We start from the raw sequence: 26,932 nt of genomic DNA, 5'->3' as shown, positions 1-26,932 counted from the left end.
CGTGTGTGTTCATGACCTCGGGTCAGAGCCGTCGGCGTCGTCTGGCTTCGTGCCATCGCCTTCAGTGCCTTCTGACTCTGCGCCAGTGCCATGTGTGCCATCTGACTTCGTGTCAACGCTGCCAGCGTCATCATCCGGGGAAGGGGCTGCCTCGGCGGATGTGTCCTCTGCTTCCGGTTCTTCCGGGCCCGAGAGCGTCGACTGATTCGGCACGACATGCCTGCGCAGCGGAATCGGGTAGGCGTCGCTGGTGCCGGAGCGTGCCCGCACCCGACGAACGCGGCGGAGGGCGTCGCGGATGAGGAAGATCACGACGATGACCACGGCCAAGGTGACGAGGAATCCGATCGTTCCCGGGGTCACCAGGTCGGGGTCAGGGGCGGTGCCGTCGGGCGTCGATGCTGGGGTGGAGGCGAGGATCATGCGGGGGAATCGCTTTCGGTCGACATCGTGGCCTCGGCACCGGTCTCGGCCCCGGCCTCTGTCTCAGTTTCCGGCGACTTCGGAAGCATTCCCTCTGCGGGGACGCGGCGGCCGTCGTCGAAGGTCACAGAGGCGAACAGGTCATCCTCCTGGAAGTCGACTCCCGGCGTCAGCGGCTCCCGGCCGGTGAGGTCGGTGGCGAGCTCGAACTCCTCTGTGGGCCAATAGGTGCGGGCGGCCTTGCGTGAGGCGGAGAAGAATCCGCCCTCCGGGTCGATCTGGGTGGCATGGGACAGCAGCGCCCTGTCCCTGGACGGGAAGAACTCACCGCAGTCGATCCTGGTGCTCAGCCAGTTGTTGCGTTGGTTGTCCCGCTTCTTGAAGTCCTCGAGGTGGTCCGCGAAGGGGGATTCGAGTCCAGCCTCGAGCATCTTCTCGTGGATGGTGATCCACTTCTTCGCCGACAGGTCCTGGTTGTAGTAGACCTTCTGCACCTGCCAGGCCTCCCCCAGCTCGGGGTGCGCGGCAGGATCGGCGGCTGCGGCGACGGCGGCCATGGTCACCGCGTGGTTCTTGATGTGATCGGGGTGCGGGTAGCCTCCGAGCTCGTCATACGTGGTCACCACCTGCGGGCGGAAGGTGCGGATGATGTGGACGAGCGGCAGCATCGCCACCTCGTCGGGGACCCGGTAGAAGCAGCCGGGCGGTGTCTGATTGTCGAAGTCGCCGTCGGGCAGACCGGAGTCGACGTGCCCGACCCAGACGTGTTCGGCTCCGAGCGCGGAGGCCGCGGCGGCCATCTCCTCGCGGCGGAGACCGGCGATGTCCCGGCTGGCCTTCGGGGACTGGAGCAGCGCAGGGTTGAGGATGTCGCCCGCCTCGCCGCCGGTCATCGTGGCGATGAGGACCCGGGCTCCCAGTGATGCGTACTTCGCGCTCGTGGCCGCACCCTTCGAGGATTCGTCATCGGGGTGGGCATGGACCGCCAGCAGACGCAGCCCATGGTACGGAAGCGAAGTCATGTCCTTGATCGTCCCTTTCGAATCAGCCGGCGACCTCTCACTGCCCGCACCGCGGCTGACATGATCGCGGGCAGAGAATCGACTACTCTAGGTTAGTGCGCGATGTTCTCAAAAAGGAATTCAATGACTGAGGTAACAGTGGACAGGCCGCTGCAGGATGATCGGTACGGTCGGACCCGTACGCCCAAGCGCGGCCTGACCCGCACGTCGAAGATCATTGCCGCAGCAGCCGTTCTCGCCGTCGCCGTGGTCATCGCCGTCTGGGCCTTCCGTCCGCAGACGGATCCGACGACGCCGCGCACACTCGACTATTCGGTTGTCGACTCCTCTTCAACGCAGGTCACCGTCGGAATATTTCCCGACCGGACCCGTGATGTGCACTGCATCGTCCAGGCCACGAACGACAACGAGGCGGTCGTCGGCTTCACCGAAGTGACCGTGCCGGCCGCTGCCGACAACGATCCGAATTCGCCGAGGCAGCTCGACATCGATCTGGCCACGACGCAGCTGGCCGCATCGGGGCATGTCGACTCCTGCTGGTTCGAATAGCACGGCCCTTCGCCTCGGCTTCATACCCGGTTCGGCCCCGAACTCGCCGTTCGCCTGTGACCGACCGCACGGCCGTGACATTCCGGGAGTGACCCAGCTCATCGTCTTTCACGACAGATGCGTTATACTGTAGTTTCATTCAACTTCCGGGCGTGCCCATACGCCCGGTTTTTTCGTTGCCTGACACGCCCGTCAGTGCACCGAACCGAAGAAGGAGAAGTCATGACCGAGGAAGTCACCCAGGAAGAGACATGGTTGACCCAGGAAGCCTTTGACCGCCTGTCGAAGGAACTCGAGCATCTCTCCGGACCGGGTCGTGCAGAGATTGCTGAGAAGATCGAAGCCGCCCGTGACGAGGGTGACTTGAAGGAGAACAGCGGCTACCACGCCGCCCGCGACGAGCAGGGCAAGCAGGAAGCACGCATCCGTCAGCTCGAAGTGCTCCTGCGCAACGCGAAGGTCGGTTCCAGCGAGGGCGACGGCAAGACCGTGGCCCCGGGAACCGTCGTCACCGCCGAGGTGGCAGGCAATTCGATGCGGTTCCTGCTCGGCAACCGTGAGATCGCCGGCGATTCCGATATCGACGTCTTCTCGGAGAAGTCACCGCTCGGTGCCGCCGTACTCGGCGTCAAGGCCGGAGACTCCTCGTCCTACGAGGCCCCCAACGGCAAGACCATCGAGGTCAAGGTCAAGTCCGTCGAGGCATTCACCGGCTGACCGACGCGACCGGAGCGCAGACAGCAGTGGGCGGGTGATGGTCACCCGCCCACTGCTGTATTCAGATCACCTGTGTGCCCCGGTGTATTCAGGTCACCTGCGCATTCAGGTCACCTGCCGTTTTCACCGAGATGCCGCGGCGGCTCTCACTTCCTCCGGCCTCCGGCTCCATGCGGCCCGCTCTCATCCGGTCCGGCCGGATCCGAGGGAGCGGATTCCGCGGAATCCGCTCCGGCTCCGGCGGCATCGGTCTCCCCCGTCGACGACGCACCGTCGGACTTCGCCGCGGAGTCCTTGACCGCCTCGGTGAGTCGCTCCTCGGCGGCATCGAGCACCTCGGCGGCCTCCCTCGCATCGGGATCTGCTGGCGGATCGCCCGTCTCGTCGGAGTCACCCGCCTCGTCGGATCCGCCCGCGCGGACGATGTAGCTGACCACGCTGTTGACGACGGCGACCAGCGGAACGGCGAAGAGGGCGCCGACGATGCCGAAGAGGAAGCCGCCCCCGGTGACCGCGAGAATCACGGCCAGCGGGTGGACGGAGACCGCCTTGCCCATGAGGAAGGGCTGGAGCACCTGGCTTTCGATCTGCTGCACGGCGATGACGACGGCGAGCATGATGACGGCGGCGATGAGACCGTTCGAGACCAGGGCGACGAGCACGGCCACGGCTCCCGAGGCGATCGCACCGACCACGGGGACGAACGAGGTCAGGAACACGAGCACCGTCATGGGGATGACCAGCGGAATGCCGAGGAACGCGGCGCCGATGCCGATGCCGACGGCATCGACGGCGGCGACGAGAACCTGGACACGGACGTACTGGACGAGAGTGGTCCAGCCCCGCTGCGCGGCACCGGTGGCGACGGGACGCGCCGGGATCGGCAGCAGCCCCATCACCCATTTGAAGATGTTCTGCCCGTCATAGAGGAAGAAGAACGTCGTGAACAGGCACACGGCCATGCCGGTGAGGAACGTGCCGACCGATGAGGTGGCTTCGAGTGCGCCGCCGAGGAGCTGGCTGCTGTTGTTCTGGAAGAAGTTCGTGGCGGTCTTGATGCCCTCGTCGATATAGCCGGAGATCGTCGAGGAATCGATCCCGAAGGGGCTCGTCGCCAACCAGCTGCTGATGCCGGAGACACCCGCGATGACCTGCTTGACGAGGTCGGGCATGCCCGAGTAGATCTGCTGACCGACGAGGCCGAAGAGGCCGAGCACGACGACGATGAAGCCGATGAAGGCGATCGCCGCGGATCCGGCCCGAGGGATGCCCTTCTTCACCAGCCATCCGGTCAGGGGCGCGAGCAGCGCGGCGAGGAGCAGTGCGATGAGCACCGGAAGGACGACGCTCGAGATCTTCGACAGCAGCCACAGGGCCACGCCGATGGCGACGAGAACGACGATCGACCGCCAGGACCAGGCCGCAGCGAGCTTGAGGCCGGGAGACACGTACGGCTTGGCTTCGGCCTCGATGCGGCTGAGCGCGATCTCCTCGGGGCTGACTTCCTGCGGCTCCTGGACTGCGGGTTCGGATTGGGTGCGGGAGGAATCACGTCCTCGCCGGAACGCCTCCCACGCCCCACGGAATCGGCTCGGGGATTGCTGTTGGTCGTTATCGGTCATGCCTCAACAATAGTTGTTGATGCGCCGACAAAGGTGCAATGATGACCGCTGAGGAGGGAAATCCGTGGGAAAACGCATCATCTACACGTTGGCCACCATGGGCGCGACGGCCTTCGGCGCCGGGGCGTCGGCGGTGGGCCTCCTCCGTCATCAGGCAGGCTCGCTTCGGCTCGCCTTCGACGATGACGAGAACCGCCCGTATCCCACCATCGCCGAGGTGATCGCCGCCCCGCCTCACCGCGACGATGATGATTCGGCCGCCCTGGCCGTGATCGGTGACTCCTGGCTGTGCGGAGTCGACCTCGATGCCGAGCACGCACCGCCCACCCTCATCGGACGCGGCCTGGCCCGCATGCTCGGCACCACCGTGAGAGTGCAGTCGACCGCACGGCCTTCGGCCCTGTCGGAGGATCTGCACCAGCAGGTCGACGAGGTGCTCCGCTCCCCCTGGCTCTCACGGCAGCTCTCGGCGCAGTGGAGCGAATCCCGGCGATTCGCCATCATCTCGATCGGCACCGGCGACATCATCCACCCGATCCAGGCGACGATCGGCATTCCGATCCTCAATCAGGCCATCAACCGGCTCCAACGCGAGGGCCGCTACACGGTCTTCGTCCTCGTCTGTCCCAACCTCGGGGGCCTGCCAGGTCTGCGCGATCCGCTCAAGACGTCGATGCGGCGCACCTCCCGAGTCCTGGCAGGATCTCAGTGGCTGGCCGCACTGTCCGCGCGGGCCGTTCCGCTCCGGGCGACCGGGGCCCTGAGCGGGACGACGCGACGGTCCCTGCTCAACGAATCGGGTCGCTATCCCAGCGAACTCGGCTACGCGCAGCTGTCCTCGACCCTGCTCGCCGCGATCGCCGAACGCATCGAAGCACCGGTCGTCGTCGACCGCAGCCTCGATGTGCCTGAGAAGGGTGAGACCGCACGTCGGCACGAGTTCTCGCCATCCCCGCAGCCAGACAGCCCGGCCACCGACACTCCGCAAGTCGAGCCCGCGGAGACCGACAGCCCGGCAACCGGCAGCCCGGCGGCCGCCTCGTGATCCCCGTCGTCCTGGCCTCCCAGTCCCCCGCCCGACGTCAGATCCTCACCGCCGCCGGGATCGACCCGCTCATCATCGTCTCCGACGTCGACGAACGCGCCATCGAATCCGACTTCTCCGGAACGGTCGGCGATCTCACGATCGCACTCTCACAGGCCAAGGCCCGGGCCGTCATCGACCGGATCACCGCCTCCCCGCCCGAGGATCTCTCGAGCGCCGAGACGATCGTGGTCATCGCCGGCGACTCCCTCCTCGAATTCGACGGTCGCCCCATCGGCAAACCCGGCGACGCCGAAGGGACCCGTGCCGTGTGGACTCACATCGCCGGTCAGTGGACGCAGCTGCATTCGGGTCACACGGTCGCCGTGCTCAGACGCAGTCGCGATGGTGACACGTCGGCGGTCGACTTCGAGCTGTCCGATCTGCGTTCGCGGCGATCGACCACCTCGGTGCTCATCGGCACTCCGACCCCGGACGAACTCGAGGCGTACATCGCCACCGAGGAGCCCTTCCACGTCGCCGGAGCACTGACCATCGACGGCTACGGCGGCGCCTTCGTCGACCGCCTCGACGGCGATCATCTCACCGTGCTCGGACTCAGTCTGCCCGTGGTGCGCGAAGCGGTCACCGACATGGGGCTGTTCTGGCCGGATCTGTGGTCGTCGAAGCGCTAGGATCGGTCAAGGCGGCATGACACGCCCGATCCCTTTGAAGTTTTCGCTCGAACTTTTTATCGCTGTCCTACAAAGGCTTGGTGGGCTTCTCTAAATTGTTCTGTGATCATACAAAGGAGCGCCATGACCACAGTCCTCCCCGAGACGACGACCGCAGCACTGAACACCACGGTGCCGACGGCAGCCGTCCGCCGAGTCCTCATCGCCAACCGCGGTGAGATCGCTCTGCGCATCATCCGGGCCGCCCATGACCTCGGCATCAAGGCCGTCGCCGTGTACACCCGTGCCGATTCCGATGCCGATTTCGTCGACCTCGCCGACGACGCCTGGCTGCTCGACGGGTCCGGAGCCGGGGAGACCTACCTCGATGTCGACAAGATCCTCGCGCTGGCCAAACGCTCCGGCGCCGACGCGATCCACCCCGGATACGGCTACCTGGCCGAGAACGCCCTCTTCGCCCAGGCGGTCATCGATGCGGGACTGACCTGGATCGGTCCTCCCCCTGCAGCGATCGAACTGCTCGGTGACAAGTCGGGGGCCCGAACCGTGGCCGAGGCCGTCGACGCTCCGGTCGCGCCCGGATCCGACGGTGCCGTGGCCGATCTGACAGAGGCCGCCGAGGTGGCCGACCGGATCGGCTACCCGATCGTGGTCAAGGCCGTCCACGGAGGCGGAGGGCGAGGTTTCCGCGCATGCGCCTCCGCCGATGACCTCGAGTCCGCCTACACGGCTGCGACCCGTGAGGCGCAGAGTGCCTTCGGCCGCGGCGAATGCCTCATCGAGAAGCAGATCGTGCGCCCCCGACACATCGAGTCCCAGTGCCTGGCCGACGCCCACGGCAATGTCCGCATCGTGTCCACCCGCGACTGCACCCTGCAGCGTCGCAACCAGAAGATCATCGAAGAGGCGCCTGCTCCGTTCTTCTCTCCCGAGCAGGAGCGCATCGTCTCCGAGGCCTCGGCACGTCTGCTCGCCCATGTCGGCTACGTCGGCGCCGCGACGTGTGAGTTCCTCCTCGGCGAGGACGGAACGATCATCTTCATGGAGGCCAATGCGCGCATCCAGGTCGAGCACACCGTCACCGAGGAGATCACCGGAGTCGATCTCGTCGGCTGGCAGATGCGCATCGCCTCGGGCGAGACCCTGCCGGATGAGTTCCCGGCCGTGCGCGGACATTCCTTCCAGTTCCGGATCAACGCCGAGGATCCGACGACGTTCTTCCCCGCCACCGGCATCGTGAAGAGCTATCGGGCTCCTTCGGGTCCCGGTGTGCGTCTGGACTCGGGCATCGGCGAGGGCAGCGTCGTCGGAACCGACTTCGACCCGATGCTCGCCAAGCTCGTCGTCACCGGAGCCACTCGCGATGAGGCTCTTGCACGGGCCCGCCGCGCACTGTCCGAGTACCGCATCGAAGGCGTGTCGACTCTGCTCCCGCTGCATCGGGTGCTCGTTTCCGACAAGGCCTTCGCCACCGATTTCAAGGTCTGGACCAACTGGCTCGAGACCGCCTTCGTCAATCCGCTCACCGATCCGCACACGGGAGATCTCATGAGTACTGCAGCCGACAGCTTCAGCGTCGTCGTCGAGGTCGACGGCCGACGGATGACCGTCTCGGTGCCCAAGGACGTCATCTCCGATCTCGGCCACGTCCCCAGCCCGAGCGTGCCGCGCCGCAAGCGCGGTCTCACCAGCCACAAGGGTGCCCAGCTCGCCGACGATTCGAACGCGCTGGCCGCCCCCATGCAGGGCACCATCGTCTCCGTCGCCGTCGGTGCCGGTGACACCGTCGAGGCCGGGGACACCTTGGCCGTGATCGAGGCGATGAAGATGGAGCAGCCGCTCAAGGCCGGGCATTCGGGCACCGTCTCCGAGGTGCTCGTCGACGCCGGAGCCGCTGTGAAGTCCGGTGAGACGATCATCCGCTTCGCCGCCTGATTCCAGCCGTGAGGTGGACTGCCGCGTGCGGCCTCCCGCCTCGTGAGAGTCCTGCCCGGGTCACCGATAGAGATCGGCGGCCCGGGCAGAGATGTAGTCGGATTCGGCATTGTTGCCCGGGCACTCGAGTGCGGCCGCATACGCCTCCTCGGCTTCGCCTGCTCGTCCGAGTTCGGACAGCATGATCGCCCGCGCGGTGTGGAATGGCCTGTGCCTGCGCAGCCGGGGCCCTCACCGAGCTCGTCGAGAGCGCGCAGGGCCGCCTCGGGGCCCGAGACCTGCCCGAGCGCGATCGCGGTGTTGAGCGCGACCAACGGGGACGGGTCGAGGTCGGCGAGCATGCGGTAGAGCACGAGAATCTGCGGCCAGTCCGTGTCTGAGAAATCCGCCGCTTCGGCGTGCAGGGCCGCAATCGCAGCCTGAATGGTGTAGGCGCCAGCGCCCACTTCAGCGGCGGCTGTGCGGACAAGCCCGATCCCCTCGGCGATGAGATGGGAGTCCCACTGGCTGCGGTCCTGAACTGAGAGCGGCACCGGCGACCCGTCGTCTGTCGCCCGGGCACGACCACGAGCGTATGTGAGCAGCAGCAGGGCCAGCAGACCGCGAACCTCCGTCTCGGCCGACAGGAGATCGGCGAGCAGCCGAGCCAGCCTGATCGCCTCCGTCTGCAGATCGACCCGTGTGTGGGTGGCACCTGAGGTCGCATTCATGCCGTCGGTGAAGATGAGGCTGATGACACGCAGCACTCCCGGCAGCCGGTCGACGAGTGAGTCCGGTACGGGTGCCGCGAAGGGAATGCCCGTCGTCGTGATCCGCTTCTTCGCGCGCACGATCCGCTGCTGCATCGTCGCGGTCTCCGCGAGGAACCCAGCGGCCGCCTCGGCGGTGGTCAGGCCCGTGAGGAAGCGCAGCATGAGCACGATCCGCTCGTCCTCCCGCAGGGTCGGATGGGAGGACGTGAAGAACAGCCCCAGCCGCTCGTCGGGGAAGTTCACGCCGGAGAGTTCCTCGCTGAGGCGGCCGGCGTGATCGTCATGGTCGCCCGGTCGCATCTCCTCCTCGATCCGCAGTCTGGCGAGGTGGCGGGTACGCACCTCATCGGCGCGGATGCGATCGATCGCGCGATTCTTCGCCGTGGCCATCAGCCAGGCCTGGGGACGATCGGGCACACCTCGACCGGGCCACATCTCGACTGCGCCGATCACGGCATCGTGGAGGGCCTCCTCGGCGAGGTCGAAGTCGTGGAACCGGTTGACCAATGCCGCGAGCAGCCGCCCGTGGTCCTCCGCGCTGATCGCGCTGAGGATCCGGGCGGCCGCCTCGGGGTCGGGGTCCATCAGTAGTCGGCGACCGGGCGGCCAGACACCATCATGGCGGGCGAGGAGGTCCGAGATCGACAGCGCGGGGAGGGAAATTTCGGAATTTCCCTCCCCGCGCTGATCTGCAGGCCGTGCCGCCGAGACTCAGAGGTGGCGGTGGAGCTTCCGTGCCGCTTCGGTCAGTGAACCGCTCACCGAGGGATAGACGACGAATGATGCGGAGAGCTGATCGACTGTGAGCCGGTTCTCCACGGCCATCGTGATCGGCAGGATGAGCTCGCTGGCCCGCGGCCCGACGACGACGCCGCCGAGGATGGAGCCGGATCCGCGGCGGGCGAAGATCTTGACGAAACCGTCCTCGATCCCGAGCATCTTGGCGCGCGGATTCGTGTCCAGCGGCAGCATCACGGTGTCGATGTCCGTCGGGTTCTCCCGATAGTTCTGCTGAGTGAAGCCGACCGTGGCGATCTCCGGTGCCGTGAACACGTTGGAGGCGACGTTGCGCAGTTTGAGCGGCTGCACCGCGTCACCGAGGGCGTGGTTCATTGCGATCCGACCCTGCATCGCGGCCACCGAGGCCAGCGGCAGGACGCCGGTGCAGTCGCCGGCGGCGTAGATGCCTGCGCGGGAGGTCCGGGAGACTCCGTCGACGACGATGTGACCGGAGTCGTTCACACGCACACCGGCCTTCTCCAGGCCGAGGCCCTCGGTGTTCGGGATCGAGCCGACGGCCATGAGGCAGTGGGAGCCTTCGACGCGTCGACCGTCGGCGAGCACGACCTCGACGCCGGAGTCGGTGCGGGTCACGGATGCGGCGCGAGAGCGTGAGAGGACGTTCATGCCCTTGTTGCGGAAGACGAATTCGAGGACGTCGGCCGCATCCTCGTCCTGCCCGGGCAGAACCTTCTCACGCGAGGACACGAGCGTCACCTCGGTGCCCAACGCCCGGTAGGCCGAGGCGAACTCGGCGCCGGTGACGCCGGAGCCGACGACGATGAGGTGCGCGGGCAGCTCGTCGAGGGCGTAGAGCTGGGTCCAGGTGAGGATCCGTTCTCCGTCGGGCTGCGCGCTCGGCAGTTCGCGCGGGTGGGCACCGACCGAGAGCAGGATCGTCGAGGCGTCGAGGGTGTATTCGGTGCCTCCGGTCTCGACGACGTGGACCTGGTCGCGACCGGCGAGCGTGGCCTTGCCCTGGATCGCTTTGACCCCGGCGCGGATGAGCCCCTCGTAGATGTCGTTGGCCTGAGCGTCGGCCAGGGCCAGGATGCGCTTGTTGACGGCTTCGAGGTCGGCGGTGACGATGCCTTCGTCGTCCTCGGGGGTGTCGGCGTCGGAGATGCGGATTCCCAGACCGCCGGAGCGGCCGATCTCGTCCATCATCTCCGCCGTGGCGATGAGGGACTTCGAGGGCACGACATCGGTGAGCACTGCGGATCCTCCGCAGCGGTTCTCCTCGATGAGCATGACATCGGCACCCAGCTGCGCGGCGACGAGAGCGGCTTCGTAGCCGCCGGGGCCGCCGCCGATGATGACGACACGATCTGCAGTGGAATCAAATTCTGTACTCACACTGTGATTGTCTCAAATCGCCCCCGACCTGGCGAATGGCGGACGGGCCGCCATCACGGTGTCGGGTTGACAGCCCCCGGGGTGTCGGATCGGCAGCCCCCGCGGTGTCGGATTCAGCCCTCGTCGACCACCTCGGCGGTGTCCTTGTGCAGGGTCGACAGTCGCACGTACGACTGGGCGTTCGCACGCACCTTCTCCACACCGTCGTCGGTCATCTCCCGGCGCACTTTCGCCGGGATCCCGGCGACGAGGGAACGGGCGGGGATGTCGGTGCCCTCGAGGACGACGGCGCCGGCGGCGATGAGGGACTCGCTGCCGATGTGGGCGTCGTTGAGCACCGTCGAATGCATGCCGATGAGGACGTCGTCGTCGACGCTCGCCCCGTGGACGAGCGCCTGGTGACCGATCGAGACGCGTGCGCCGATGACGACGGGCTTGCCGGCATCGGTGTGCATCACGGTGTTGTCCTGGACGTTCGAGTCCTCACCGATCGTGATCGGAGCGGCTTCGGCACGCAGCACGCAGCCGTAGAAGACGCTCGCTCCCTTCTTCACGCGGACATCTCCGACGAGGGTGGCGCCGGCGGCGACGAAGGCCCCGGGATCGATCTGCGGAGTGTGCCCGGCGACGGAGACGATGCGGGGGCGGGCGAGGTCGTTTGTCATGTGTCCTCCATTGGTTCACGTGCTGTCTGCTTGCGTGTGCCAGTCTAGGCGGAGCGCCCGTGACCAGGGCCTGAAGACGCATCTCGGACTGATTTGCGCGAAGGCGTCCATAGCAGGACAATAGGGAAAATATTTGTCAGAAATTTCACACTGCCGGACCCTTGTGCGCCCAATTGCCGTATGTGAACCTTGTCTGAGAGAGTTGCGCGCCCGGAATTCGGGCGTGGTCAACCGCGTTCACTGAATTCGTCGAAAGGTCACCATGGATTGGCGACACCGTGCAGCATGCCTCAATGAGGATCCGGAGCTCTTCTTCCCGATCGGCAACACCGGACCCGCGCTGCTCCAGATCGAGGAGGCAAAGACTGTCTGTCGCCGCTGTGAAGTCGCAGAGACCTGCCTGCAGTGGGCTCTCGAATCCGGTCAGGATGCCGGAGTCTGGGGCGGTCTGAGCGAAGACGAGCGTCGCGCGCTCAAGCGTCGCGCCGCCCGCGCCCGTCGCGCCGGCTGAGGGCCCACCGGCCCCGCGCCGACCTCCGCAGACGCAGCCGAGTCCCTTGTCCGGACGACGATGATTCGCCGTCCGGACAAGGGACTCAGTCATGTCCGCCGGATCTGCGGCTGATGGCCAGTATGGCTCTCCGGTAACGGAGTAACACGCCCGCGATCTCTCGCTGACGCTCTGGCCTCCCCGTGATGCCGGGCAACTCAGTCGTACGAGTCGGGCCGCAGCGGGACGTCGAGTATGGCGACGGTGCCACCGCCCTCGCGTGCCTGCCACTGGATGGAGCCGGCCAGATCCGCCGAGACCAAGGTCTTCACGATCTGGGTGCCCAGCCCGTTGCCCGGACTCTGCGTCTCACCGAGTCCGACCCCGTCGTCGGCGATCGTCACCTGCAGATGATCGCCGTCGCGCTGCGGGGTGACCCACACATGGCCGTTGAGCGTCTCCCCCGGCTCCAAGCTGTCCTGCTTCTCGGTGGGGAATCCGTGTTCGATGGCGTTCGTGATCAGCTCAGTGATCGCCAGTGCCAACGAGGTCGCATCGGCCGAGGAGATCGCGCCGAAGCTGCCGCACCGTTTGAGTTCGATGTGCACCAGCGGACTCGTCAGCTCCGGAGTCAGGCGCAGGCCCTTGTCGACGACCTCGTCGAAGTCGACCTCGGACTCGACCCCCTGACTGAGGACGTCGTGGACGACGGCGATGATCGAGACCCGACGCATCGCCTCCGTCAGGGCACTCTTGGCTTCGGGGCTGTCGATGCGCCGAGTCTGCAGCCGCAGCAGGGCGGAGACGGTCTGCAGGTTGTTCTTCACCCGGTGGTGCATCTCCTTGATCATCGCATCTCGGGAGAGGAGTTCGCGTTTGCGACGGCGGATCTCGGAGACGTCGCGGGCCAGGACGATCGCCCCGAGCCTCTCCCCCTCGTCGGTCAGTGGGATCGCGCGCAGGGATATGCTCGTACGTCCGACCTCGAGCTCGGTACGCCAAGGTGCCCTGCCGGTGAGCACCAGCGGCAGCGTCTCATCGACCTGCCGCAGTTCGGCCCCGAGGCTGGAGACCACCTCGGCGAGATAGCTGCCCTCGATCTCACCCCCGTGCCCGAGTCGGTGCATCAGCGATACGGCGTTCGGGGAGGCGTACTGGACGTGCGAGTCCCGATCGAGGATGAAGATGCCGTCGCCGACCCGGGGTTCCCCGTGTCGGACTCCGCTCGGGGCATCACGGTCGGGGAAGGTCCCCTGGACTATCATCCGCATCAGCGCCATGGCCGTCTCGCGGTAGTACTTCTCCAGGCGTGACGAACCCCGGCGGCGCACCTCCTCGGAGTAGCGGACGACGATCGCGATCGTCTGGGAATGCCGCACGATCGGGACCGCCTCGGCGAGGATGTCGACCTCGTCCGAACCGGCGCTGACTCCGAGCTCCCTGGCCTTCGACACTCGGGTGACGTAGGTGTGGGAGTCGGCCGCCTCGTCGAGCAGCTCCCGTTCCAGACCGGTCGCGCGGGCGCCGATGAGGTCGCGGTTGAACAGCGTCGCTCCGGTCGTCGAACGCGCATGCGCGACGACGGTGTAGGCACCGCTGGGCGAAGGCACCCACAGCACGAGGTCGGCAAAGGAGAGGTCGGCGATCAGCTGCCAGTCACCGACGAGCAGGTGGATCTGTTCGACGTCCGACTCGTTCGTCAGCCCCTCTGCCGCGAGCAGTTCATTGAGCACCATGTGTTCCTCTCAGGTGAGAACAGCAGACCCGGGTCTCCCCCGGGTCTGCTGAACATTCGATGATCAGACGCTATCACTGATCACGATCATCCCGGGCGCTGCCTCGACCCGAGCGATCGCGAGGATCAGACGCTGTGTTCGCTCTCCCATGCCGAGGACCGGACCATCGACCGCAGGGACCGCAGCAGCACCGACAGCGGCGCCTGGGTGACGGTGTCGAGGCCGAGGATCGTCTCCGTGGTCTCGAGCACCCGGCCGACGACGGTCTCGTTGCGGTCGAGCCATTCGGCCAGCCGCTGCTTCGCGCGGTCGTCGGGAGAACCCGAGATCGGAGAATCCGTGGCTTCGAGGACAGTCCCTGCGACCGAGAGGATCGCGGCGTAGAAGTCATCGCGCATCGACCCGCGGGCCAGCGCCGACCACCGATCGCTGCGGTCGAGGTTGCCGATGAGGGTGAGCACCTGCGAACCGGAGAACCGTTCGTTCACGGCATAGTAGACCTCGGCGACGTCCTCCGCGGATTCGTTCGTGCGGGCGGCCAGCTGCGTGATGTCGAGCAGCACGAACTCGTCGAGAAGCGCCGAGGCGCGCCACGCCAGTTCCTCCGGCACACCCTGATCGATATAGCCCTGCGCCTTCGCCTGCATGGTCTCCGCGTCGTATCCGTCGACGAGATCCGGGACTCTGGAGCGCAGCGCCTCGACGACCTTGCCGTACATCTCGATGCCGGAATCGACGTCGAGGGTGTCGGGGGCCTGTTGCACGAGCCACCGCGAGGAACGGTCGAGCAGGCGCACATAGTCATGCTGGAGTGCCACCTGCACCTCGGTGGGCACCTTGTTGTCGAGGGCGCACACCGCGTCGAAGTAGTCGTCGAGTCCGAAGATCGCCGAGACGACGACGAAGACGCGTGCGATCTGCGGCACCGAGGCCGGAGTCTCCTCGAGCATCCGGTAGACGTAGGTCAGTCCGCCGCGGTCGACGAGGCGGTTGACGAGCTTCGCAGTCGCGATCTCCCTGTGCAGAGGGTGTTCGGGGATGAGCTCCCCATACTTCTCCTGCAGCGCATCCGGGAAGTAGGACACGAGTTCCCTGCGCATCCAGGTCTCGTCGGGGACGACGCTGTCGAGGATCTCATCGGCGGCGTGCATCTTGACATACGCCAACAGCACGGCCAGCTCAGGAGACACGTAGTAGCTGAACTCGCGTTTGGCCAGTTCCTCGGCGTTCGGCAGGAACTCGACGGCACGGTCGAGGTCGGCGTGCTTTTCGAGGTAGCCCAGCATCCGGCCGTAGGTGCCCGACATCGATTCGGTCTGCGCCCTGGCCTCGCCGAGGACGACGTTCTGGGCGTAGTTGTTCGCCAACACCCGGTCCGCGACCTGGTCGGTGAAGGACAGGAGCACATCCTCCCGATCCTCGGCGGCGAACGCGCCCTTGTGCAGCAGGGTGCGCAGAAGCAGCTTGATGTTGACCTCGTGGTCGGAGCTGTCGACACCGGCGGAATTGTCCACCGCGTCCGTGTTGACCTCGACGCCGCCGAGCGCGGCTTCGACGCGACCCAGCTGAGTCACACCGAGGTTGCCTCCCTCGCCGATGACCCGTGCGCGGACGTCCTCACCGTTGATGCGGATCGCATCGTTGGACTTGTCTCCGACCTCGGCGTGGGACTCCTCCGAGGACTTGATGTAGGTGCCGATGCCGCCGTTGTAGAGGAGATCGACGGGTGCCTTGAGGATCTCGCACATAAGGTCGGCAGGGCTGCGTCGTCCGGGTTCGACTCCCAGCGCCGCTGCGGCCTCTCGGCTGAGGTCGACGGACTTCGCCGAGCGGGAGAAGACGCCGCCGCCGGTGGAGATCAGCTCCCGATCGTAGTCCTGCCAACTCGAGCGCGGCAGATCGAAGAGTCTCCGACGCTCGCCGAAGCTGCTCGCGGCGTCGGGATTCGGATCGAGGAAGATGTCGCGGTGGTCGAAGGCCGCGACGAGGCGGATGTGCTCGCTGCGGAGCATGCCGTTTCCGAACACATCGCCGCTCATATCGCCGATGCCGACGACTGTGAAGTCCTCGGCCGCGGTGTTGAGGCCGAGCTCGCGGAAGTGCCGTTCGACCGACTTCCAGGCCCCGCGCGAGGTGATCGCCATCGCCTTGTGGTCATAGCCGACGGAACCGCCGGAGGCGAAGGCGTCGCCGAGCCAGAAGCCCCGACGTTCGGCGATCGCGTTGGCCACATCGGAGAAGCGCGCCGTGCCCTTGTCCGCAGCGACGACGAGATAGTAGTCGTCACCGTCGTGGCAGACCACGCGGTCGGGGTGGACGACGACCGAGTTGTCATCGGCGCCGTAGGTGAGGTCGTCGGTGACTTCGAGCATGCTTTCGATGAACACCTCGTAGGCGGCCTGCCCGGCAGCCATCCAGGCGTCGCGGTCGCTCATCGGAGGCAGCTGCTTGGGGAAGAATCCGCCCTTGGCTCCGGTCGGCACGATGAGTGCGTTCTTGACCATCTGCGCCTTGACGAGGCCGAGGACCTCGGTGCGGAAGTCATCGCGCCGATCCGACCAGCGCAGTCCGCCGCGGGCGACGGTGCCGAAGCGCAGATGCACGCCTTCGACCTGCGGCGAATACACCCACATCTCCAGCGCCGGCTTGGGCTTCGGCACGAAACTGAGCTCGGTCGGCCGGATCTTGAGCACGAGGGCCGTCGGCAGCTCACCCGATTCGTCGATGTAGTAGTTCGTGCGCAGTGTCGCTCGCAGCAGCTCGAGCGAGGAGCGCAGCACACGGTCGGCATCGAGGCTGGCGACGTCGCTGAGTGCAGCCTCGATCGCGTCGTCGATCGTCTGCATCCGCTCGTCGCGGCCGGCGTCGTCGGCCGCGGGGTCAAACTTCGCTTCGAAGTAGTCGACGAGCAGCTTCGAGATCTCCGGGTTGTCGCTGTAGACCTCACCGACGTAGTTGTCGGAATAGGTGAACCCTGCCTGACGGAGATACTTTCCGAGCGCCCGGATGATCGTCACATGCTGCCAGCTGAGGCCGGCGACGACGAGGCGGTCGAAGACTCCCGCTTCCTTCTTGCCTTCCCAGCCGGCCATGAACGCGTCCGAGACGCGTTCGCAGGCGTTCCCGGTCAGCTCCTCGTCGAAGCTGAGACCGAAGTCATAGATGTACCGGTGGCTGCCGTCGGCGAGGTCGAGCTCGTGTGGGCGCTCGTCGACGACGGTTGCGCCGAAGGCGGTGAGGTAGGGCAGCACCTTGGAGAGGCCGACACGATCACGACGATAGAGCACGAGTCGCACGGAGGCGTCGGCCGAGCGTTCCGGACGGTAGAGGCGGACGGCAGGACCGGTGCCGGCTTCGAGGGCCTCGAACCGTGCGACGTCGGCGACCGCCTCGGTGGGGGTGTGATGCTCACCGTAGCTGGGTGGGAAGGCCTTCGACCACAGGTCGGCTCGGGCATTCGCGCCCCCGGACTCACCGGTCTCGGACGGGGTGAGGAAAGCGTGCACGTCCTCCGACCAGGATCGAACTGCACCGACGATGCGGGATTCGACCCGTTCGGGGTCGATCTCCGGCAGCTTCGCGTCGCGGGCGACGCGGGCGACGAAGTGGATTCGAGCCAGAGCGGATTCGCTCAGCAGCACGTCGAAGTCGACGCTCTCGGCGTTGTAGAACTCGCGCAGCACCTCCTGCACGCGCACACGCGCATCGGTGTTGTACAGGTCGCGCGGAAGGTAGAGGATGACCGAGGCGAATCGCTGGTAGGGGTCGGCGCGGACGAACACGCGCGATTCGCGGCGCTCCTGCATGTCGACGATCTCCATGACGACGTCGAAGAGCTCTTCGGTGTCTTCGTGGAGGAGGTCCTCGCGCGGGTAGTTCTCAAGCACCCCGAGCAGCTCATTGGCCGAGTGCGAGCCCGAAGGGAAACCGCTCGCGGACAGGATCCGGCGGACCTTCCGGTCGATGACGGGGATGTTGAGGACGCTGTCGTTGTAGAACTCGGGCTTGAAGACTCCGACGAAGCGGCGTTCGCCGACGATCTCGCCGGAGGCGTCGAAGGTCTTCACCCCGATGTAGTCCATGAACGCGGAGCGGATGACCCGCGACCGGGAGTTCGCCTTCGTCAGCACCAGAACGTGCGGTTCGAGGGCTTTCGCGGCGACCGCGCGGCTGAGCTGTGATGCGGCGAGGGGCCGCAGTGCGGAGATGCCCAGTGAGGTGTGTTCGATCGGCTCGAGGGTGCTGTGTTCGGCGTCGTGAGTGTAGTCGTACTCGCGGTAGCCGAGGAACGTGAAGTGACCGTCGAGCCAGTTCAGCAGTTCGGCGGCGGCCTCGGCTTCGGAGGCGAGTTCGGGACGCGGCGGCTGGCTGCTGAGTTCGGCCGCGATGTCCTTGGCCCTGCTCGCCATGGTCTGAGCGTCCCGGGCAGCGGCCGTGACGTAGTCGAGGACTCCGCGCAGTCGCTTTTCGAGTGCGGCGAAGTCCTCCTCTGGGATCCGATCGATCTCGAGGCGGATCCATGACTGCTGCTGCGGTGCATCGGGGGTCCTCGCGTCGGGAGCTTCGGAGACCCGCGGAATGCTCGCGGTGTCCGCGCTCAGCGCCGGCGCCTCGGCGGGAGAGACGATCGATTCGTTCGCCCCGGACCCGATCACGGTGATGATGGGGTGGTGGACGCGGCGGATGGCGCGCCCATTCGCCGCCAGATCGCTGACGATCGAGGACACGAGGTGGGGCATGTCGGCGAGCACCATGGCCACGACGGTGTGGTTGTCCTTGAACTCCGGGGAGTCGACGGCGGGATTGTAGATCTCGATGGCCGGAGACTCACCGTCGTAGCGGGTGCCCAAGGCGAAGTGCCGTGCGGCCGCGGCGGCATAGGCCTGGGGGTCGATGGCTCCCGATTCGAACCGCGGGTAGTAAGCGTCGAGAAAATTCTCCGGGGCACTCTGCCCTCTCAGCGTCCTCCACTCTTCTGCAATGTCCGAAATTGAGACCTGAGTCACCTTGTCACCTCTATGATCAGCGGGCAATCGTCATTCGGTTCGCCGTCGAACCGCCATCACCAACACTATGCCCAAATAACGAGAAAGGCACGCCGAGCGGCATGCCGCGGAGCAGCGTCAGTTCGCTGGCAGACTTAAGCTATGCGAACTCTCACTCTCAATCATGACTATGCGGAAGATCTGACGACTTTTCTGACCAAACTCGCCGATGTCGCAGTCTGGGAGAAGCTCGGATCCGAAGCCAGTGCCGAACACATCGATCCCGACACCGAGATGACCGTGCGGACACCGATGCCCAAGACCGAGCTGCCCTCCGCGCTGGCGTCCCGGCTGCCTTCGGAGACCGAGCTCGTCGAGGTCTACATGATTCCCGGAGACGTCCTCGGCACCGATGCCGAGGTCCGCATGACCGCACGTGCGGCCGGGGTGCCGGTCGAAATCGATGCGGTCCTCGAGCTCCACGAGGTGGAGTCAGCGACGAAGCTGACCGCGCACGCCGAGATCAGTTCGTCGATCCCGATGTTCGGGGCGATGATCGAACAGGCCGTCGTGCCGATCCTGCAGAAGCGGCTGAGCGATCGTCTCCAGCGCTTCGAAACTGCCTGAGCCGAGGTGTCGAGACCGGCTCAGCCGGTCGGCTGGCCGGAATCGGCCGATCAGTCTCGGTCGGTCGGCTCAGCCGAGTTCGCTGAGCAGCTGGTCGAGTTCTGTCGCGTCGTACCACAGCAGATCCGATTCGCCGAGGCGATCCGCGGCTGCCGTCGGCCCTGATTCCCTGGCGAGCGATACGGCTTCGTCCCAATCCGCCTCCTCATCGAGGTGGAAGCTCGCCACAGCATCCATGTCGACCTCCGCGAGTGCGATGAGGTCGAAGCCCTCGGTCAGCGCTTCGCGCGGGCTCGCATCGGAGGCATCGTAGGCGACGACGACGCGAGGCCCGAGCCCGGCATCCGGAGCGTCCACCTCGGCGACGGCGGCGAACGGTTCGAGGGCCGCATCGGCCGCAAGCGCGGCGGCGATGCACAGCGCATCGAACTCGGCTGCTTCGGCTTCCTCTCCGCGCAGTCCGCGGTGCGCTTCGTCGGGGGCGACTGCCCGGAGGTCGGTCAGCCTCGATCGCAGCGCGGTCAGAGTGGTCGGGATATAGCAGCGGATGGGCATGCGTCCCATCCTAGACCTCTCGCGAACCGTGCCGAACCCGTCGGGATCGCCGGGTGCGCTTGCGACTCGGCACGAGGGCTGCGGCGACCTCGGCGATCTCGGCAGCGAGCACCGAGCGGGGATTCTGCTCATGCAGGGTCTTCCCGGCCAGCATCGCCGCATCCGCAGTCGCGCGGTCGTCGCTGAGCACGAAGTCGGGGGCCACGCGGACGAACCGGTCGAGGACCTCCCGGATCCGCGCCTCGGCCGGCGAACCGACCGCGCTGGAGCGCTGTTTCGTGATCACCAGGCGCATCTTCTCCCGCAGCGATTCCGCACGCGGCGTCCCCAGCAGCTTCACCAGACGCTGCAGTCCGATCGGCTCACCGGCGGCGAGCACAAGGACGATGTCCGCGGTGTCGAGAGCCGCCCTCGTCGCGCAGTGTCGATCATAGAAGGGATCGGCGAGGTCGTCGTCGGGGTCGATGCGGTCGCTGACGTCGACGATGACGAGGTCGTAGATCTTCGCGAGCCGTCGGAGCACCGCATCGAGCACGGAGGCGCGGACCTCCGGCCAGCGTTCCGGTCGCGTCTGCCCGGTGATGGCGTGAAAGCCCTCGCGGATGACCGCATGCGGCACCGATTCCGGATCGAGCCGGGTCGGCCGCTCGCTGAACGAGCGGCACAGGCTTGCCAGATGGGAGGACTCCTCGGTCAGCCCGAGCGTCGCTGCGACCATCCCGGAGACGGTGTCGGCATCGACGACCACGCTCTTCTGCCCCTGCCGCGACGCCTGGTCGGCGAGATTGACCGCGAGAAGCGTTCGCCCCGGAGACGAACCGGTTCCCCACACTGTGACGATCTTGCCCGGCCCTCCCGGAGGCCCCGGCGGCGCCGCCGGCCTGGGCGGAACGATCATCGAGTCGCGGATGTCCTCGATGGCAGCCGCCAGCGCGGTGGCATCGGCATCGGTCCGCACCGAGGAGCCGATGCCCAGCCCGGTGAGCACCTCGGCGTCGTTGCCGAAGCCGAGCACCTTCGCTCCGGTGGCCGTGATCGCAGCGACCACCTCGGCGTCGAGGCCGGGAAAGTAGCGGCCGATGATGACGACCTCGGCGCCACCGGTGCGGCAGTGGGCGAGCAGCTCCACCTCGTCGGCGGGACGGGCCACGATGGTGACATCGTCGATGTCGCTGAGCAGTTCGAAGAGGATGAGGTCGAACTCGAAGTCGACGGCCAGCAGGACCTGCGTCATCACTGCTCGCCCTCGCCCGAGTTCGGCGAGGGCGCGCCGACGACGGAGAGCACGCTGCGTCCGTCGAGTGCGGCGAGCACGGCAGAGAGGTCCCCCGTGCCGACGAAGACTTCGATCCGAGCCCCGTCACCGACTCCGAAGCTGCCGACGTCACGAGTGATGTGGGCGACCGGAGCGGAGTCGACGATCTGCTCGGGTCCGGCCCCATCGTCATCGAGCCCGTTCTGCTCGGGCTGCGACCACACGTCGACGAGGCTGCCCGCATCGACGACGCTCGGCACGGATCCCGCGACGTCGATCGCGACCACACGTCCCTCGAGCTCGGACAGCGGGGCGACCGTCGAGGCGGCGAGCAGCTCACCGGCGGCGACGACGCTGCGGACGCTCGAGCCTTCGGGCAGATTCACCTCGGCGGACAGATATCGGCTGCCCAGGTCGGCGAGGTTGACCTCGGCCACTGTCAAGTCTGCGGGGTCGAGCACCTCGCCGGGGACGAGCGCCCTCGCACTCGCCCAGACCCGGGTCGTCGAGTTGGCCGAACTGACGAGCAGATAGGTCGCGACGACGGCGAGAACGACGAGCACCGCTCCTACGAGGAGCCTGGCATCGGTCCATTTGGGTCGGCGGATACGTTTCGAGAGCTCCATTGCATCTCCAGATCGGACGAGAATTCCATGACAGAAACTTTTTCCCAGTGATAGTATTGGGCATCAAATGATGCCAAAGCAATGTTTTTGGCAAATGAGGTCAACAAGCAGACAGACATACGGAACGGGAGAAGTCATCTCATGGTCGTCGAAAGCCGCTTCCTGCCACTGACCGATGTGGCCGAACTGCTCAATGTCTCCATCGCACAGGCCCGGGCATTGGTCCGTTCGGGCGACCTCCGCGCGATCAAGGTCGGCGGCCGCGGACAGTGGCGCGTCGAGAAGTCCGAGATCGAAGCGTATATCCAGCGCATGTACGAACGCACCGAATACCAGATCAAGACCGGCTCCATCGAGGACTGACACCGCCTGCCGCGTCTCTCGCCGTCCCGTTCCGGTCATGCGATCTCACCCGAAGGGATTGACTCGGGAGTGGACAGCGCTGATCGCGGCGAACGGAATGATTCGCTGCGCGATCTCGACGTAGTCCGCGCCGACGAGGTCACAGCGGCCGCGCACTGGGCCCGGTCCGTCGACGATGTCGATCGAGACCTCCGTGTGGTCGGCAGCGAGCCGGCGCAGAGCCGATCCCATCCCCAGGCGTTCGAGCGGTCCGGCATCGAACTGGTGAGATCGTGAGGCCGTCCGCATGCTGCGGATGCTGTCGATCGAGATGACAGACGCCTCCGCACCGACAACGACGATGATGCCTCGACCGAGGAAGTCTGCTGTGCCGACGATCTCCCGCATCGGCAGCACCATCTTCACCCTCTGGCCGAGGGCGCCCCGCAGCCGCTCCACGAGTGTGCGTTCTGCAGCCTGAGCCGCGACCTCGTCGCCGAGTTCGCCGCGTCGCGCATGCCGCCCGGCGGTCGCCTCGGCGGCTTCGATGTCGGCAAGGAGCGCATCTATGCGATCATCCATAATCGTCAAGCCTGCCCCAGCTGTAGTCGACATTCAAGACTCGAAAGGAACATCGAACGAACTACACTGCTGTAGTTAGCAGATGTCTATTGACACCAAACAGCATCTAACTTCATCATTGAGATCAATATCCAATGGAGGATGTCTAGATGTATCGTCTTATCGCATGTGCCGTCTGCTGGCTGGTTCTGCTCGGTTCCTTCGTCACGGCGTGGGCCTCGATCCCTCGGCCATGGTCCGCGACCGACCTCATCGTCCTCGCCGTCGTCGGTGCGGCGGCCGTTGCGTTCGCCAGACTCGGCCTCGTCTCCGTCGCCGCACTGCTGCTTCGAATTCTCCCGTCCGGTCGCATCCGGGCACTGCTGGCCAGGGCCGTCATCAGGGTGATGCCGCGCCTCCTGACCTCAAGCGTTCTCGCCGTGGCCTCGACCGCGGTTGTGGTGCAGGCCGCGAACGCAGCTCCGGCGATGAGCATGGAGTCCACCGGTGCGGCGAACCCGACAGGGGCTGAGCCGGCGGCCGCGGCTCCCGTCGACCCCGGCTGGCCGACCAGCGCAGAGCGCCCTTCGACACCGGGGTCCCCCGATTCTTCGTCGGGGGCTGATGAGGTGCCGACCGATGACAAGGTCCGGGATCCGGGGTGGCCGACCGACCCTCCGGCCCATGAGAACGAGGATGACCACGGCGAAGGGACCGGTGATGACGAAGCTGTCGACCGGGCACCGGAGCGCAGCGACTCAGACGAAGGCGGGTCGAGCCGCAGCAGCTCGGACGAAGCCGGCTCCGAGGCCAGAAGCCGCCCGGGCGACTCCCCCGAACAGACACAGCAGCGCGTCCATGACGTCGACGACGGCGAGAGTCTGTGGTCGATCGCCGAGGAGATCGCCGACAGTCCCGCCGAGGTCCCGGAACTCGTGCAGGACATCTACACCGCGAACCGCGACACGATCGGGCCGGATCCCAGCCTCATCATCGCCGGACAGAGATTGGAGATTCAGCAATGACCGCCCCACTCACCCTCACCAGGCCGCAGGCGCAGGCCGCGCCTCTGCGCTCTCGAATTCCACTGCGGACATCGGCACCTGCCGATTCGCGCATCCGCGACGGCGGTGATGCCGATGACAGGCAGCGCATTGCGGCCACGGCAACCTCGTTGGCGGTCGCGTGCCTCGAGATACTCTCAGGAGTACGACGCTGCGAAACGATCTCGCGCTGGGTCGACCCGGAGCTGTTGGCTCGGCTCGATCAGCGGGCTCAGCTGCGCGCCGAGGTCGCCCCGGCACGGGCGCCGGCCGAGCTGACGTCGCCGCGGGTGGTACAGCCAGGAACAGCGCACGTCTGCCGGGTCGGCCCCGCGGTCGCGGAGGTCACGGTCATCGTGCGCACCCCGAACCGCTATCGGGCGGTGGCGGTGCGACTCGAACTGCTCACCGCCCGATGGATGATGACGGCGCTGCAGACGATGTGAGGAGGAGCGACCATGAGGTCAGCTCTTCGCTTTCTTCTTCGCTCGGCGCTCGGCACGATTGGCCGGAGCCGGTTCGTCATCGTCCTCGGATTCCGAGATCGACGAGGAGCCGTCTTCCGACGGGGCCGACAGCTGCATCTTCGGAGTCGTATGACGCAACTCAGCCGCGTCCACTTCGACCTCGGAGTCATCCCCGGACTCGGCTGCACTCGTGCTCACCTGCACCTTGAGGGTGTTCGTCAGGCGCACGACGTCCTCCTTGATGCCGTCCTGCATCGTGGTGAACATCTCGAAGCCCTCACGCTGGTATTCCACCAACGGGTCGCGCTGGGCCATCGCGCGCAGACCGATGCCGTTCTTGAGGTAGTCCATCTCGTAGAGATGCTCACGCCAGCGCTTGTCGATGACGGAGAGCACCACGCGACGCTCGAGTTCGCGTGTGGCTTCCTCTCCGAGCTCTTCCTCACGCTGAGAGTAGAAGAGTTCGAGGTCCGACTGGATCTCCCGATTGAGCTGGTTCTTCGACAGATTTCCCAGACCGCCGACTTCCTCAGCGAGGTCCTCGGAGGTGATCGAGGGTTCGTAGATCTTGCCGAGGGCGTCGAAGAGCTCGTCGATCTGCCAGTCCTCGACCGGGCCGGTCGTGGCCTGAGCGACGTAGGCGTCGATGACCTCCTCGCGGAAGCCCGCGACCTGTTCCTCGAGGTCGGCTCCGTCGAGGACGCGACGGCGTTCGTCGTAGATGACGGTGCGCTGACGATTGAGGACGTCGTCGTATTTGAGGACGTTCTTGCGCTGCTCGGCGTTGCGCTGTTCGATCTGGGACTGCGCGGAGAGGATCGCGCGGGAGACCATCTTCGACTCCAGCGGAACATCGTCGGGCACGTTCGCCGTCGCCATGATCCGTTCGGCCGCTCCCGACCCGAACAGTCGCATGAGGTCATCGGTCAGCGACAGGTAGAAGCGAGACTCACCCGGATCGCCCTGACGGCCGGAACGACCGCGCAGCTGGTTGTCGATGCGCCGCGATTCGTGACGCTCGGTGCCGAGCACGTAGAGCCCGCCGAGTTCGACGACCTCTTCGGCCTCTTCCTTGACCTTGTCCTCGGCGGCCTTGAGCACGTCCTGCCATTCGGCCTCGTACTGCTCTTCGTTCTCGACCGGGTCGAGTCCGCGCTTCTCCATCTCGGCGACCGCGAGGAACTCGGCGTTGCCGCCGAGCATGATGTCGGTGCCGCGGCCGGCCATGTTCGTCGCCACCGTGACCGCACTCTTGCGGCCCGCCATCGCCACGATCGAGGCTTCGCGAGCATGGTTCTTGGCGTTGAGGACCTCGTGCTTGACGCCGCGCTTGGCCAGGTGCTTGGAGAGGTATTCGCTCTTCTCCACGCTGGTGGTGCCGACGAGGACGGGCTGTCCGGTCTCGTGGCGTTCGACGATGTCGTCGACGACGGCGTCGAACTTCGCGACTTCGTTCTTGTACACGAAGTCCGACTGATCGACGCGCTGCATCGGCTTGTTCGTCGGAATCGGCACAACACCGAGCTTGTACGTCGACATGAACTCGGCGGCCTCGGTCTCGGCCGTACCCGTCATTCCCGACAGCTTCTCGTAGAGGCGGAAGAAGTTCTGCAGAGTGATCGTGGCAAGGGTCTGGTTCTCGGCCTGGACCTTGACGTTCTCCTTGGCCTCGATCGCCTGGTGGAGACCCTCGTTGTATCGGCGGCCCTTGAGCACACGGCCGGTGTGTTCGTCGACGATGAGGACCTCGCCGTCGAGGACGACGTAGTCCTTGTCCTTCTTGAACAGCTCCTTGGCGCGGATGGCGTTGTTGAGGAAGCTGATGAGCGGGGTGTTCTCGGCGTCGTAGAGGTTGCCGATGCCCAGGTAGTCCTCGACACGTTCGATGCCGGGCTCGAGCACACCGACGGTGCGCTTCTTCTCGTCGACCTCGTAGTCACGGTCGGTCTTGAGCCGCTTGACGACCTTTGCGAATTCGTCGTACCACCGGTTCGCATCGCCTTCGGCGGGGCCGGAGATGATGAGCGGGGTGCGGGCCTCGTCGATGAGGATCGAGTCGACCTCGTCGACGATGGCGAAGGCGTGGCCGCGCTGGACGAGCTCCTCGGCCGACCACGCCATGTTGTCGCGCAGGTAGTCGAAGCCGAATTCGTTGTTCGTGCCGTAGGTGATGTCTGCGGCGTACTGCTTCCGCCGCTGATCCGAGGGCATGTTCGCTTGGATGCAGCCGGTCTCCATGCCGAGGAAGCGGAACACTCGTCCCATCAGCTCGGACTGGTAGGTGGCCAGGTAGTCGTTGACGGTGATGATGTGGACCGGGTCCCCGGTCAGGGCGTTGAGATAGGCCGGGGCCGTGGCGACGAGTGTCTTGCCCTCACCGGTCTTCATCTCTGCGATGTTGCCCAAGTGCAGAGCGGCACCGCCCATGAGCTGGACGTCGAAGTGGCGCAGTCCCAGGGTGCGGCTCGACGCCTCGCGCACGGCGGCGAAGGCTTCGGGCAACAGGGAGTCAAGCGTCTCGCCGTCTTTGTAGCGTTCCTTGAACCGCCCGGTTTCCTCACGCAGCTCGGTATCCGACATCTCGCTGAACTCATCGGACAGCTGGTTGATGGCTTCCGTATATCGGCGGAGCTTCTTCAGAGTTCTGCCTTCACCTGTGCGCAGAAGCTTCTCGAGGAAATTAGCCACTTTTCTCCTAATCGGCA

24 protein-coding genes and 2 pseudogenes are annotated in these 26,932 nt (G+C 66.0%); 11 read left to right on the top strand and 15 right to left on the bottom strand.

The window, feature by feature from the left end:
• Positions 1-9: 9 nt before the first annotated feature.
• On the bottom strand, positions 10-423 hold the full coding sequence (locus HK401_RS16000) for a hypothetical protein (protein ID WP_181275640.1): 414 nt from the start codon (positions 421-423) through the stop codon (positions 10-12).
• Positions 420-1,445 (bottom strand): mycothiol conjugate amidase Mca, encoded by a 1,026-nt coding sequence (gene mca, locus HK401_RS15995; RefSeq protein WP_258234268.1) that lies wholly within the window; start codon positions 1,443-1,445, stop codon positions 420-422. Before mca ends, HK401_RS16000 begins: the two co-directional genes overlap by 4 nt.
• 123 nt (positions 1,446-1,568) lie before the next feature.
• Here mca and HK401_RS15990 point away from each other — a divergent pair, with 123 nt between their 5' ends.
• Both HK401_RS15990 and greA read left to right on the top strand, forming a co-directional pair.
• Positions 1,569-1,994: a DUF4307 domain-containing protein gene (locus HK401_RS15990; RefSeq protein WP_181275639.1), complete on the top strand. Its 426-nt coding sequence runs from the start codon at positions 1,569-1,571 to the stop codon at positions 1,992-1,994.
• Positions 1,995-2,216: 222 nt separating this feature from the next.
• A complete protein-coding gene (gene greA / locus HK401_RS15985; protein WP_181275638.1) occupies positions 2,217-2,711 on the top strand; it encodes a transcription elongation factor GreA in 495 nt (164 codons plus the stop codon).
• 146 nt (positions 2,712-2,857) lie between these two features.
• On the opposite strand, the gene HK401_RS15980 is transcribed toward greA, so the two are convergent.
• Complete coding sequence (locus HK401_RS15980) at positions 2,858-4,333, bottom strand: AI-2E family transporter (protein WP_181275637.1); 1,476 nt, start codon at positions 4,331-4,333, stop codon at positions 2,858-2,860.
• A gap of 64 nt (positions 4,334-4,397) precedes the next feature.
• Here HK401_RS15980 and HK401_RS15975 point away from each other — a divergent pair, with 64 nt between their 5' ends.
• The 3 genes from HK401_RS15975 to HK401_RS15965 all read left to right on the top strand — a co-directional run bounded on the left by HK401_RS15975 (position 4,398) and on the right by HK401_RS15965 (position 7,987).
• Positions 4,398-5,378: an SGNH/GDSL hydrolase family protein gene (locus HK401_RS15975; RefSeq protein WP_309136024.1), complete on the top strand. Its 981-nt coding sequence runs from the start codon at positions 4,398-4,400 to the stop codon at positions 5,376-5,378.
• Positions 5,375-6,052: a Maf family protein gene (locus tag HK401_RS15970; RefSeq protein ID WP_181275636.1), complete on the top strand. Its 678-nt coding sequence runs from the start codon at positions 5,375-5,377 to the stop codon at positions 6,050-6,052. Before HK401_RS15975 ends, HK401_RS15970 begins: the two co-directional genes overlap by 4 nt.
• A 123-nt stretch (positions 6,053-6,175) precedes the next feature.
• Positions 6,176-7,987: an acetyl/propionyl/methylcrotonyl-CoA carboxylase subunit alpha gene (locus HK401_RS15965; protein ID WP_181275635.1), complete on the top strand. Its 1,812-nt coding sequence runs from the start codon at positions 6,176-6,178 to the stop codon at positions 7,985-7,987.
• 60 nt (positions 7,988-8,047) lie between these two features.
• On the opposite strand, the gene HK401_RS20835 is transcribed toward HK401_RS15965, so the two are convergent.
• Positions 8,048-8,170, bottom strand: a complete 123-nt coding sequence (locus tag HK401_RS20835; protein WP_258234267.1) for a hypothetical protein — start codon at positions 8,168-8,170, stop codon at positions 8,048-8,050.
• Between the two features lie 332 nt (positions 8,171-8,502).
• Positions 8,503-8,685, bottom strand: a pseudogene (locus HK401_RS21100) (DUF6596 domain-containing protein); the annotation flags it as partial.
• A gap of 34 nt (positions 8,686-8,719) precedes the next feature.
• Here HK401_RS21100 and HK401_RS20830 point away from each other — a divergent pair.
• On the top strand, positions 8,720-9,016 hold the full coding sequence (locus HK401_RS20830; RefSeq protein ID WP_258234266.1) for a hypothetical protein: 297 nt from the start codon (positions 8,720-8,722) through the stop codon (positions 9,014-9,016).
• A 131-nt stretch (positions 9,017-9,147) separates the two neighbouring features.
• Here HK401_RS20830 and HK401_RS20825 read toward each other — a convergent pair.
• The 3 genes and pseudogenes from HK401_RS20825 to HK401_RS15950 form a co-directional block, all read right to left on the bottom strand.
• Positions 9,148-9,324: pseudogene (locus HK401_RS20825) on the bottom strand (RNA polymerase sigma factor); the annotation flags it as partial.
• Between the two features lie 126 nt (positions 9,325-9,450).
• The gene (locus HK401_RS15955) at positions 9,451-10,875 is read right to left on the bottom strand and encodes an NAD(P)H-quinone dehydrogenase (RefSeq protein ID WP_181275634.1); all 1,425 of its coding nucleotides are present in this window, start codon (positions 10,873-10,875) and stop codon (positions 9,451-9,453) included.
• Positions 10,876-10,988: 113 nt separating this feature from the next.
• A complete protein-coding gene (locus tag HK401_RS15950; RefSeq protein ID WP_181275633.1) occupies positions 10,989-11,540 on the bottom strand; it encodes a gamma carbonic anhydrase family protein in 552 nt (183 codons plus the stop codon).
• Positions 11,541-11,802: 262 nt separating this feature from the next.
• On the opposite strand from HK401_RS15950, the gene HK401_RS15945 reads away from it, so the two are divergent.
• Positions 11,803-12,051: a WhiB family transcriptional regulator gene (locus tag HK401_RS15945; protein ID WP_009374875.1), complete on the top strand. Its 249-nt coding sequence runs from the start codon at positions 11,803-11,805 to the stop codon at positions 12,049-12,051.
• A 197-nt stretch (positions 12,052-12,248) separates the two neighbouring features.
• Here the strand turns inward: HK401_RS15945 and HK401_RS15940 are convergent, their stop codons facing one another.
• Both HK401_RS15940 and HK401_RS15935 read right to left on the bottom strand, forming a co-directional pair.
• The gene (locus HK401_RS15940; protein WP_181275702.1) at positions 12,249-13,763 is read right to left on the bottom strand and encodes a sensor histidine kinase; all 1,515 of its coding nucleotides are present in this window, start codon (positions 13,761-13,763) and stop codon (positions 12,249-12,251) included.
• A 128-nt stretch (positions 13,764-13,891) separates the two neighbouring features.
• Entirely contained in the window at positions 13,892-18,772 is a 4,881-nt protein-coding gene (locus tag HK401_RS15935; protein ID WP_181275632.1) for an NAD-glutamate dehydrogenase, read from the bottom strand.
• Positions 18,773-18,913: 141 nt separating this feature from the next.
• Here HK401_RS15935 and HK401_RS15930 point away from each other — a divergent pair, with 141 nt between their 5' ends.
• Positions 18,914-19,378, top strand: a complete 465-nt coding sequence (locus HK401_RS15930; RefSeq protein WP_181275631.1) for a DUF2505 family protein — start codon at positions 18,914-18,916, stop codon at positions 19,376-19,378.
• A gap of 69 nt (positions 19,379-19,447) precedes the next feature.
• Here the strand turns inward: HK401_RS15930 and HK401_RS15925 are convergent, their stop codons facing one another.
• From HK401_RS15925 to HK401_RS15915, 3 genes are read right to left on the bottom strand one after another with little or no spacing between them, the layout of a single operon-like run.
• Complete coding sequence (locus HK401_RS15925; protein WP_181275630.1) at positions 19,448-19,933, bottom strand: DUF6912 family protein; 486 nt, start codon at positions 19,931-19,933, stop codon at positions 19,448-19,450.
• A gap of 10 nt (positions 19,934-19,943) precedes the next feature.
• Positions 19,944-21,167, bottom strand: coding sequence for a CpaE/TadZ family protein (locus tag HK401_RS15920; protein ID WP_181275629.1), 1,224 nt, complete (start codon positions 21,165-21,167; stop codon positions 19,944-19,946).
• The gene (locus tag HK401_RS15915; protein WP_181275628.1) at positions 21,167-21,814 is read right to left on the bottom strand and encodes an SAF domain-containing protein; all 648 of its coding nucleotides are present in this window, start codon (positions 21,812-21,814) and stop codon (positions 21,167-21,169) included. Before HK401_RS15915 ends, HK401_RS15920 begins: the two co-directional genes overlap by 1 nt.
• 141 nt (positions 21,815-21,955) lie before the next feature.
• Here HK401_RS15915 and HK401_RS15910 point away from each other — a divergent pair, with 141 nt between their 5' ends.
• Complete coding sequence (locus tag HK401_RS15910) at positions 21,956-22,177, top strand: helix-turn-helix domain-containing protein (protein WP_181275627.1); 222 nt, start codon at positions 21,956-21,958, stop codon at positions 22,175-22,177.
• 45 nt (positions 22,178-22,222) lie between these two features.
• Here the strand turns inward: HK401_RS15910 and HK401_RS15905 are convergent, their stop codons facing one another.
• The gene (locus tag HK401_RS15905; RefSeq protein ID WP_181275626.1) at positions 22,223-22,738 is read right to left on the bottom strand and encodes a hypothetical protein; all 516 of its coding nucleotides are present in this window, start codon (positions 22,736-22,738) and stop codon (positions 22,223-22,225) included.
• A 149-nt stretch (positions 22,739-22,887) separates the two neighbouring features.
• Here HK401_RS15905 and HK401_RS15900 point away from each other — a divergent pair, with 149 nt between their 5' ends.
• Together HK401_RS15900 and HK401_RS15895 are read left to right on the top strand one after the other, a co-directional pair.
• A complete protein-coding gene (locus HK401_RS15900; RefSeq protein ID WP_181275625.1) occupies positions 22,888-23,742 on the top strand; it encodes a LysM peptidoglycan-binding domain-containing protein in 855 nt (284 codons plus the stop codon).
• On the top strand, positions 23,739-24,206 hold the full coding sequence (locus tag HK401_RS15895; RefSeq protein WP_181275624.1) for an Rv3235 family protein: 468 nt from the start codon (positions 23,739-23,741) through the stop codon (positions 24,204-24,206). The genes HK401_RS15900 and HK401_RS15895 overlap by 4 nt, the downstream gene beginning before the upstream one ends.
• 18 nt (positions 24,207-24,224) lie before the next feature.
• On the opposite strand, the gene secA is transcribed toward HK401_RS15895, so the two are convergent.
• Positions 24,225-26,915, bottom strand: coding sequence for a preprotein translocase subunit SecA (gene secA, locus HK401_RS15890; RefSeq protein ID WP_181275623.1), 2,691 nt, complete (start codon positions 26,913-26,915; stop codon positions 24,225-24,227).
• Positions 26,916-26,932 lie beyond the last annotated feature (17 nt).

This window comes from Brevibacterium oceani, from assembly GCF_013623835.1.
In the GTDB taxonomy this organism is placed as follows: domain Bacteria; phylum Actinomycetota; class Actinomycetes; order Actinomycetales; family Brevibacteriaceae; genus Brevibacterium; species Brevibacterium oceani.
The sequence above is the reverse complement of the archived record's forward strand: the minus strand, read 5'-3'. Positions and strand labels throughout refer to the sequence as shown.

What these genes read in the sequence shown, in the direction of transcription:
- HK401_RS16000 (WP_181275640.1), bottom strand. Translation starts at nt 423, where the DNA reads ATGATCCTCGCCTCCACCCCAGCATCGACGCCCGACGGCACCGCCCCT.
- mca (WP_258234268.1), bottom strand. Translation starts at nt 1,445, where the DNA reads ATGACTTCGCTTCCGTACCATGGGCTGCGTCTGCTGGCGGTCCATGCC.
- HK401_RS15990 (WP_181275639.1), top strand. Translation starts at nt 1,569, where the DNA reads ATGACTGAGGTAACAGTGGACAGGCCGCTGCAGGATGATCGGTACGGT.
- greA (WP_181275638.1), top strand. Translation starts at nt 2,217, where the DNA reads ATGACCGAGGAAGTCACCCAGGAAGAGACATGGTTGACCCAGGAAGCC.
- HK401_RS15980 (WP_181275637.1), bottom strand. Translation starts at nt 4,333, where the DNA reads ATGACCGATAACGACCAACAGCAATCCCCGAGCCGATTCCGTGGGGCG.
- HK401_RS15965 (WP_181275635.1), top strand. Translation starts at nt 6,176, where the DNA reads ATGACCACAGTCCTCCCCGAGACGACGACCGCAGCACTGAACACCACG.
- HK401_RS20835 (WP_258234267.1), bottom strand. Translation starts at nt 8,170, where the DNA reads ATGCTGTCCGAACTCGGACGAGCAGGCGAAGCCGAGGAGGCGTATGCG.
- HK401_RS20830 (WP_258234266.1), top strand. Translation starts at nt 8,720, where the DNA reads ATGACACGCAGCACTCCCGGCAGCCGGTCGACGAGTGAGTCCGGTACG.
- HK401_RS15950 (WP_181275633.1), bottom strand. Translation starts at nt 11,540, where the DNA reads ATGACAAACGACCTCGCCCGCCCCCGCATCGTCTCCGTCGCCGGGCAC.
- HK401_RS15945 (WP_009374875.1), top strand. Translation starts at nt 11,803, where the DNA reads ATGGATTGGCGACACCGTGCAGCATGCCTCAATGAGGATCCGGAGCTC.
- HK401_RS15930 (WP_181275631.1), top strand. Translation starts at nt 18,914, where the DNA reads ATGCGAACTCTCACTCTCAATCATGACTATGCGGAAGATCTGACGACT.
- HK401_RS15925 (WP_181275630.1), bottom strand. Translation starts at nt 19,933, where the DNA reads ATGCCCATCCGCTGCTATATCCCGACCACTCTGACCGCGCTGCGATCG.
- HK401_RS15920 (WP_181275629.1), bottom strand. Translation starts at nt 21,167, where the DNA reads ATGACGCAGGTCCTGCTGGCCGTCGACTTCGAGTTCGACCTCATCCTC.
- HK401_RS15915 (WP_181275628.1), bottom strand. Translation starts at nt 21,814, where the DNA reads ATGGAGCTCTCGAAACGTATCCGCCGACCCAAATGGACCGATGCCAGG.
- HK401_RS15910 (WP_181275627.1), top strand. Translation starts at nt 21,956, where the DNA reads ATGGTCGTCGAAAGCCGCTTCCTGCCACTGACCGATGTGGCCGAACTG.
- HK401_RS15905 (WP_181275626.1), bottom strand. Translation starts at nt 22,738, where the DNA reads ATGGATGATCGCATAGATGCGCTCCTTGCCGACATCGAAGCCGCCGAG.
- HK401_RS15900 (WP_181275625.1), top strand. Translation starts at nt 22,888, where the DNA reads ATGTATCGTCTTATCGCATGTGCCGTCTGCTGGCTGGTTCTGCTCGGT.
- HK401_RS15895 (WP_181275624.1), top strand. Translation starts at nt 23,739, where the DNA reads ATGACCGCCCCACTCACCCTCACCAGGCCGCAGGCGCAGGCCGCGCCT.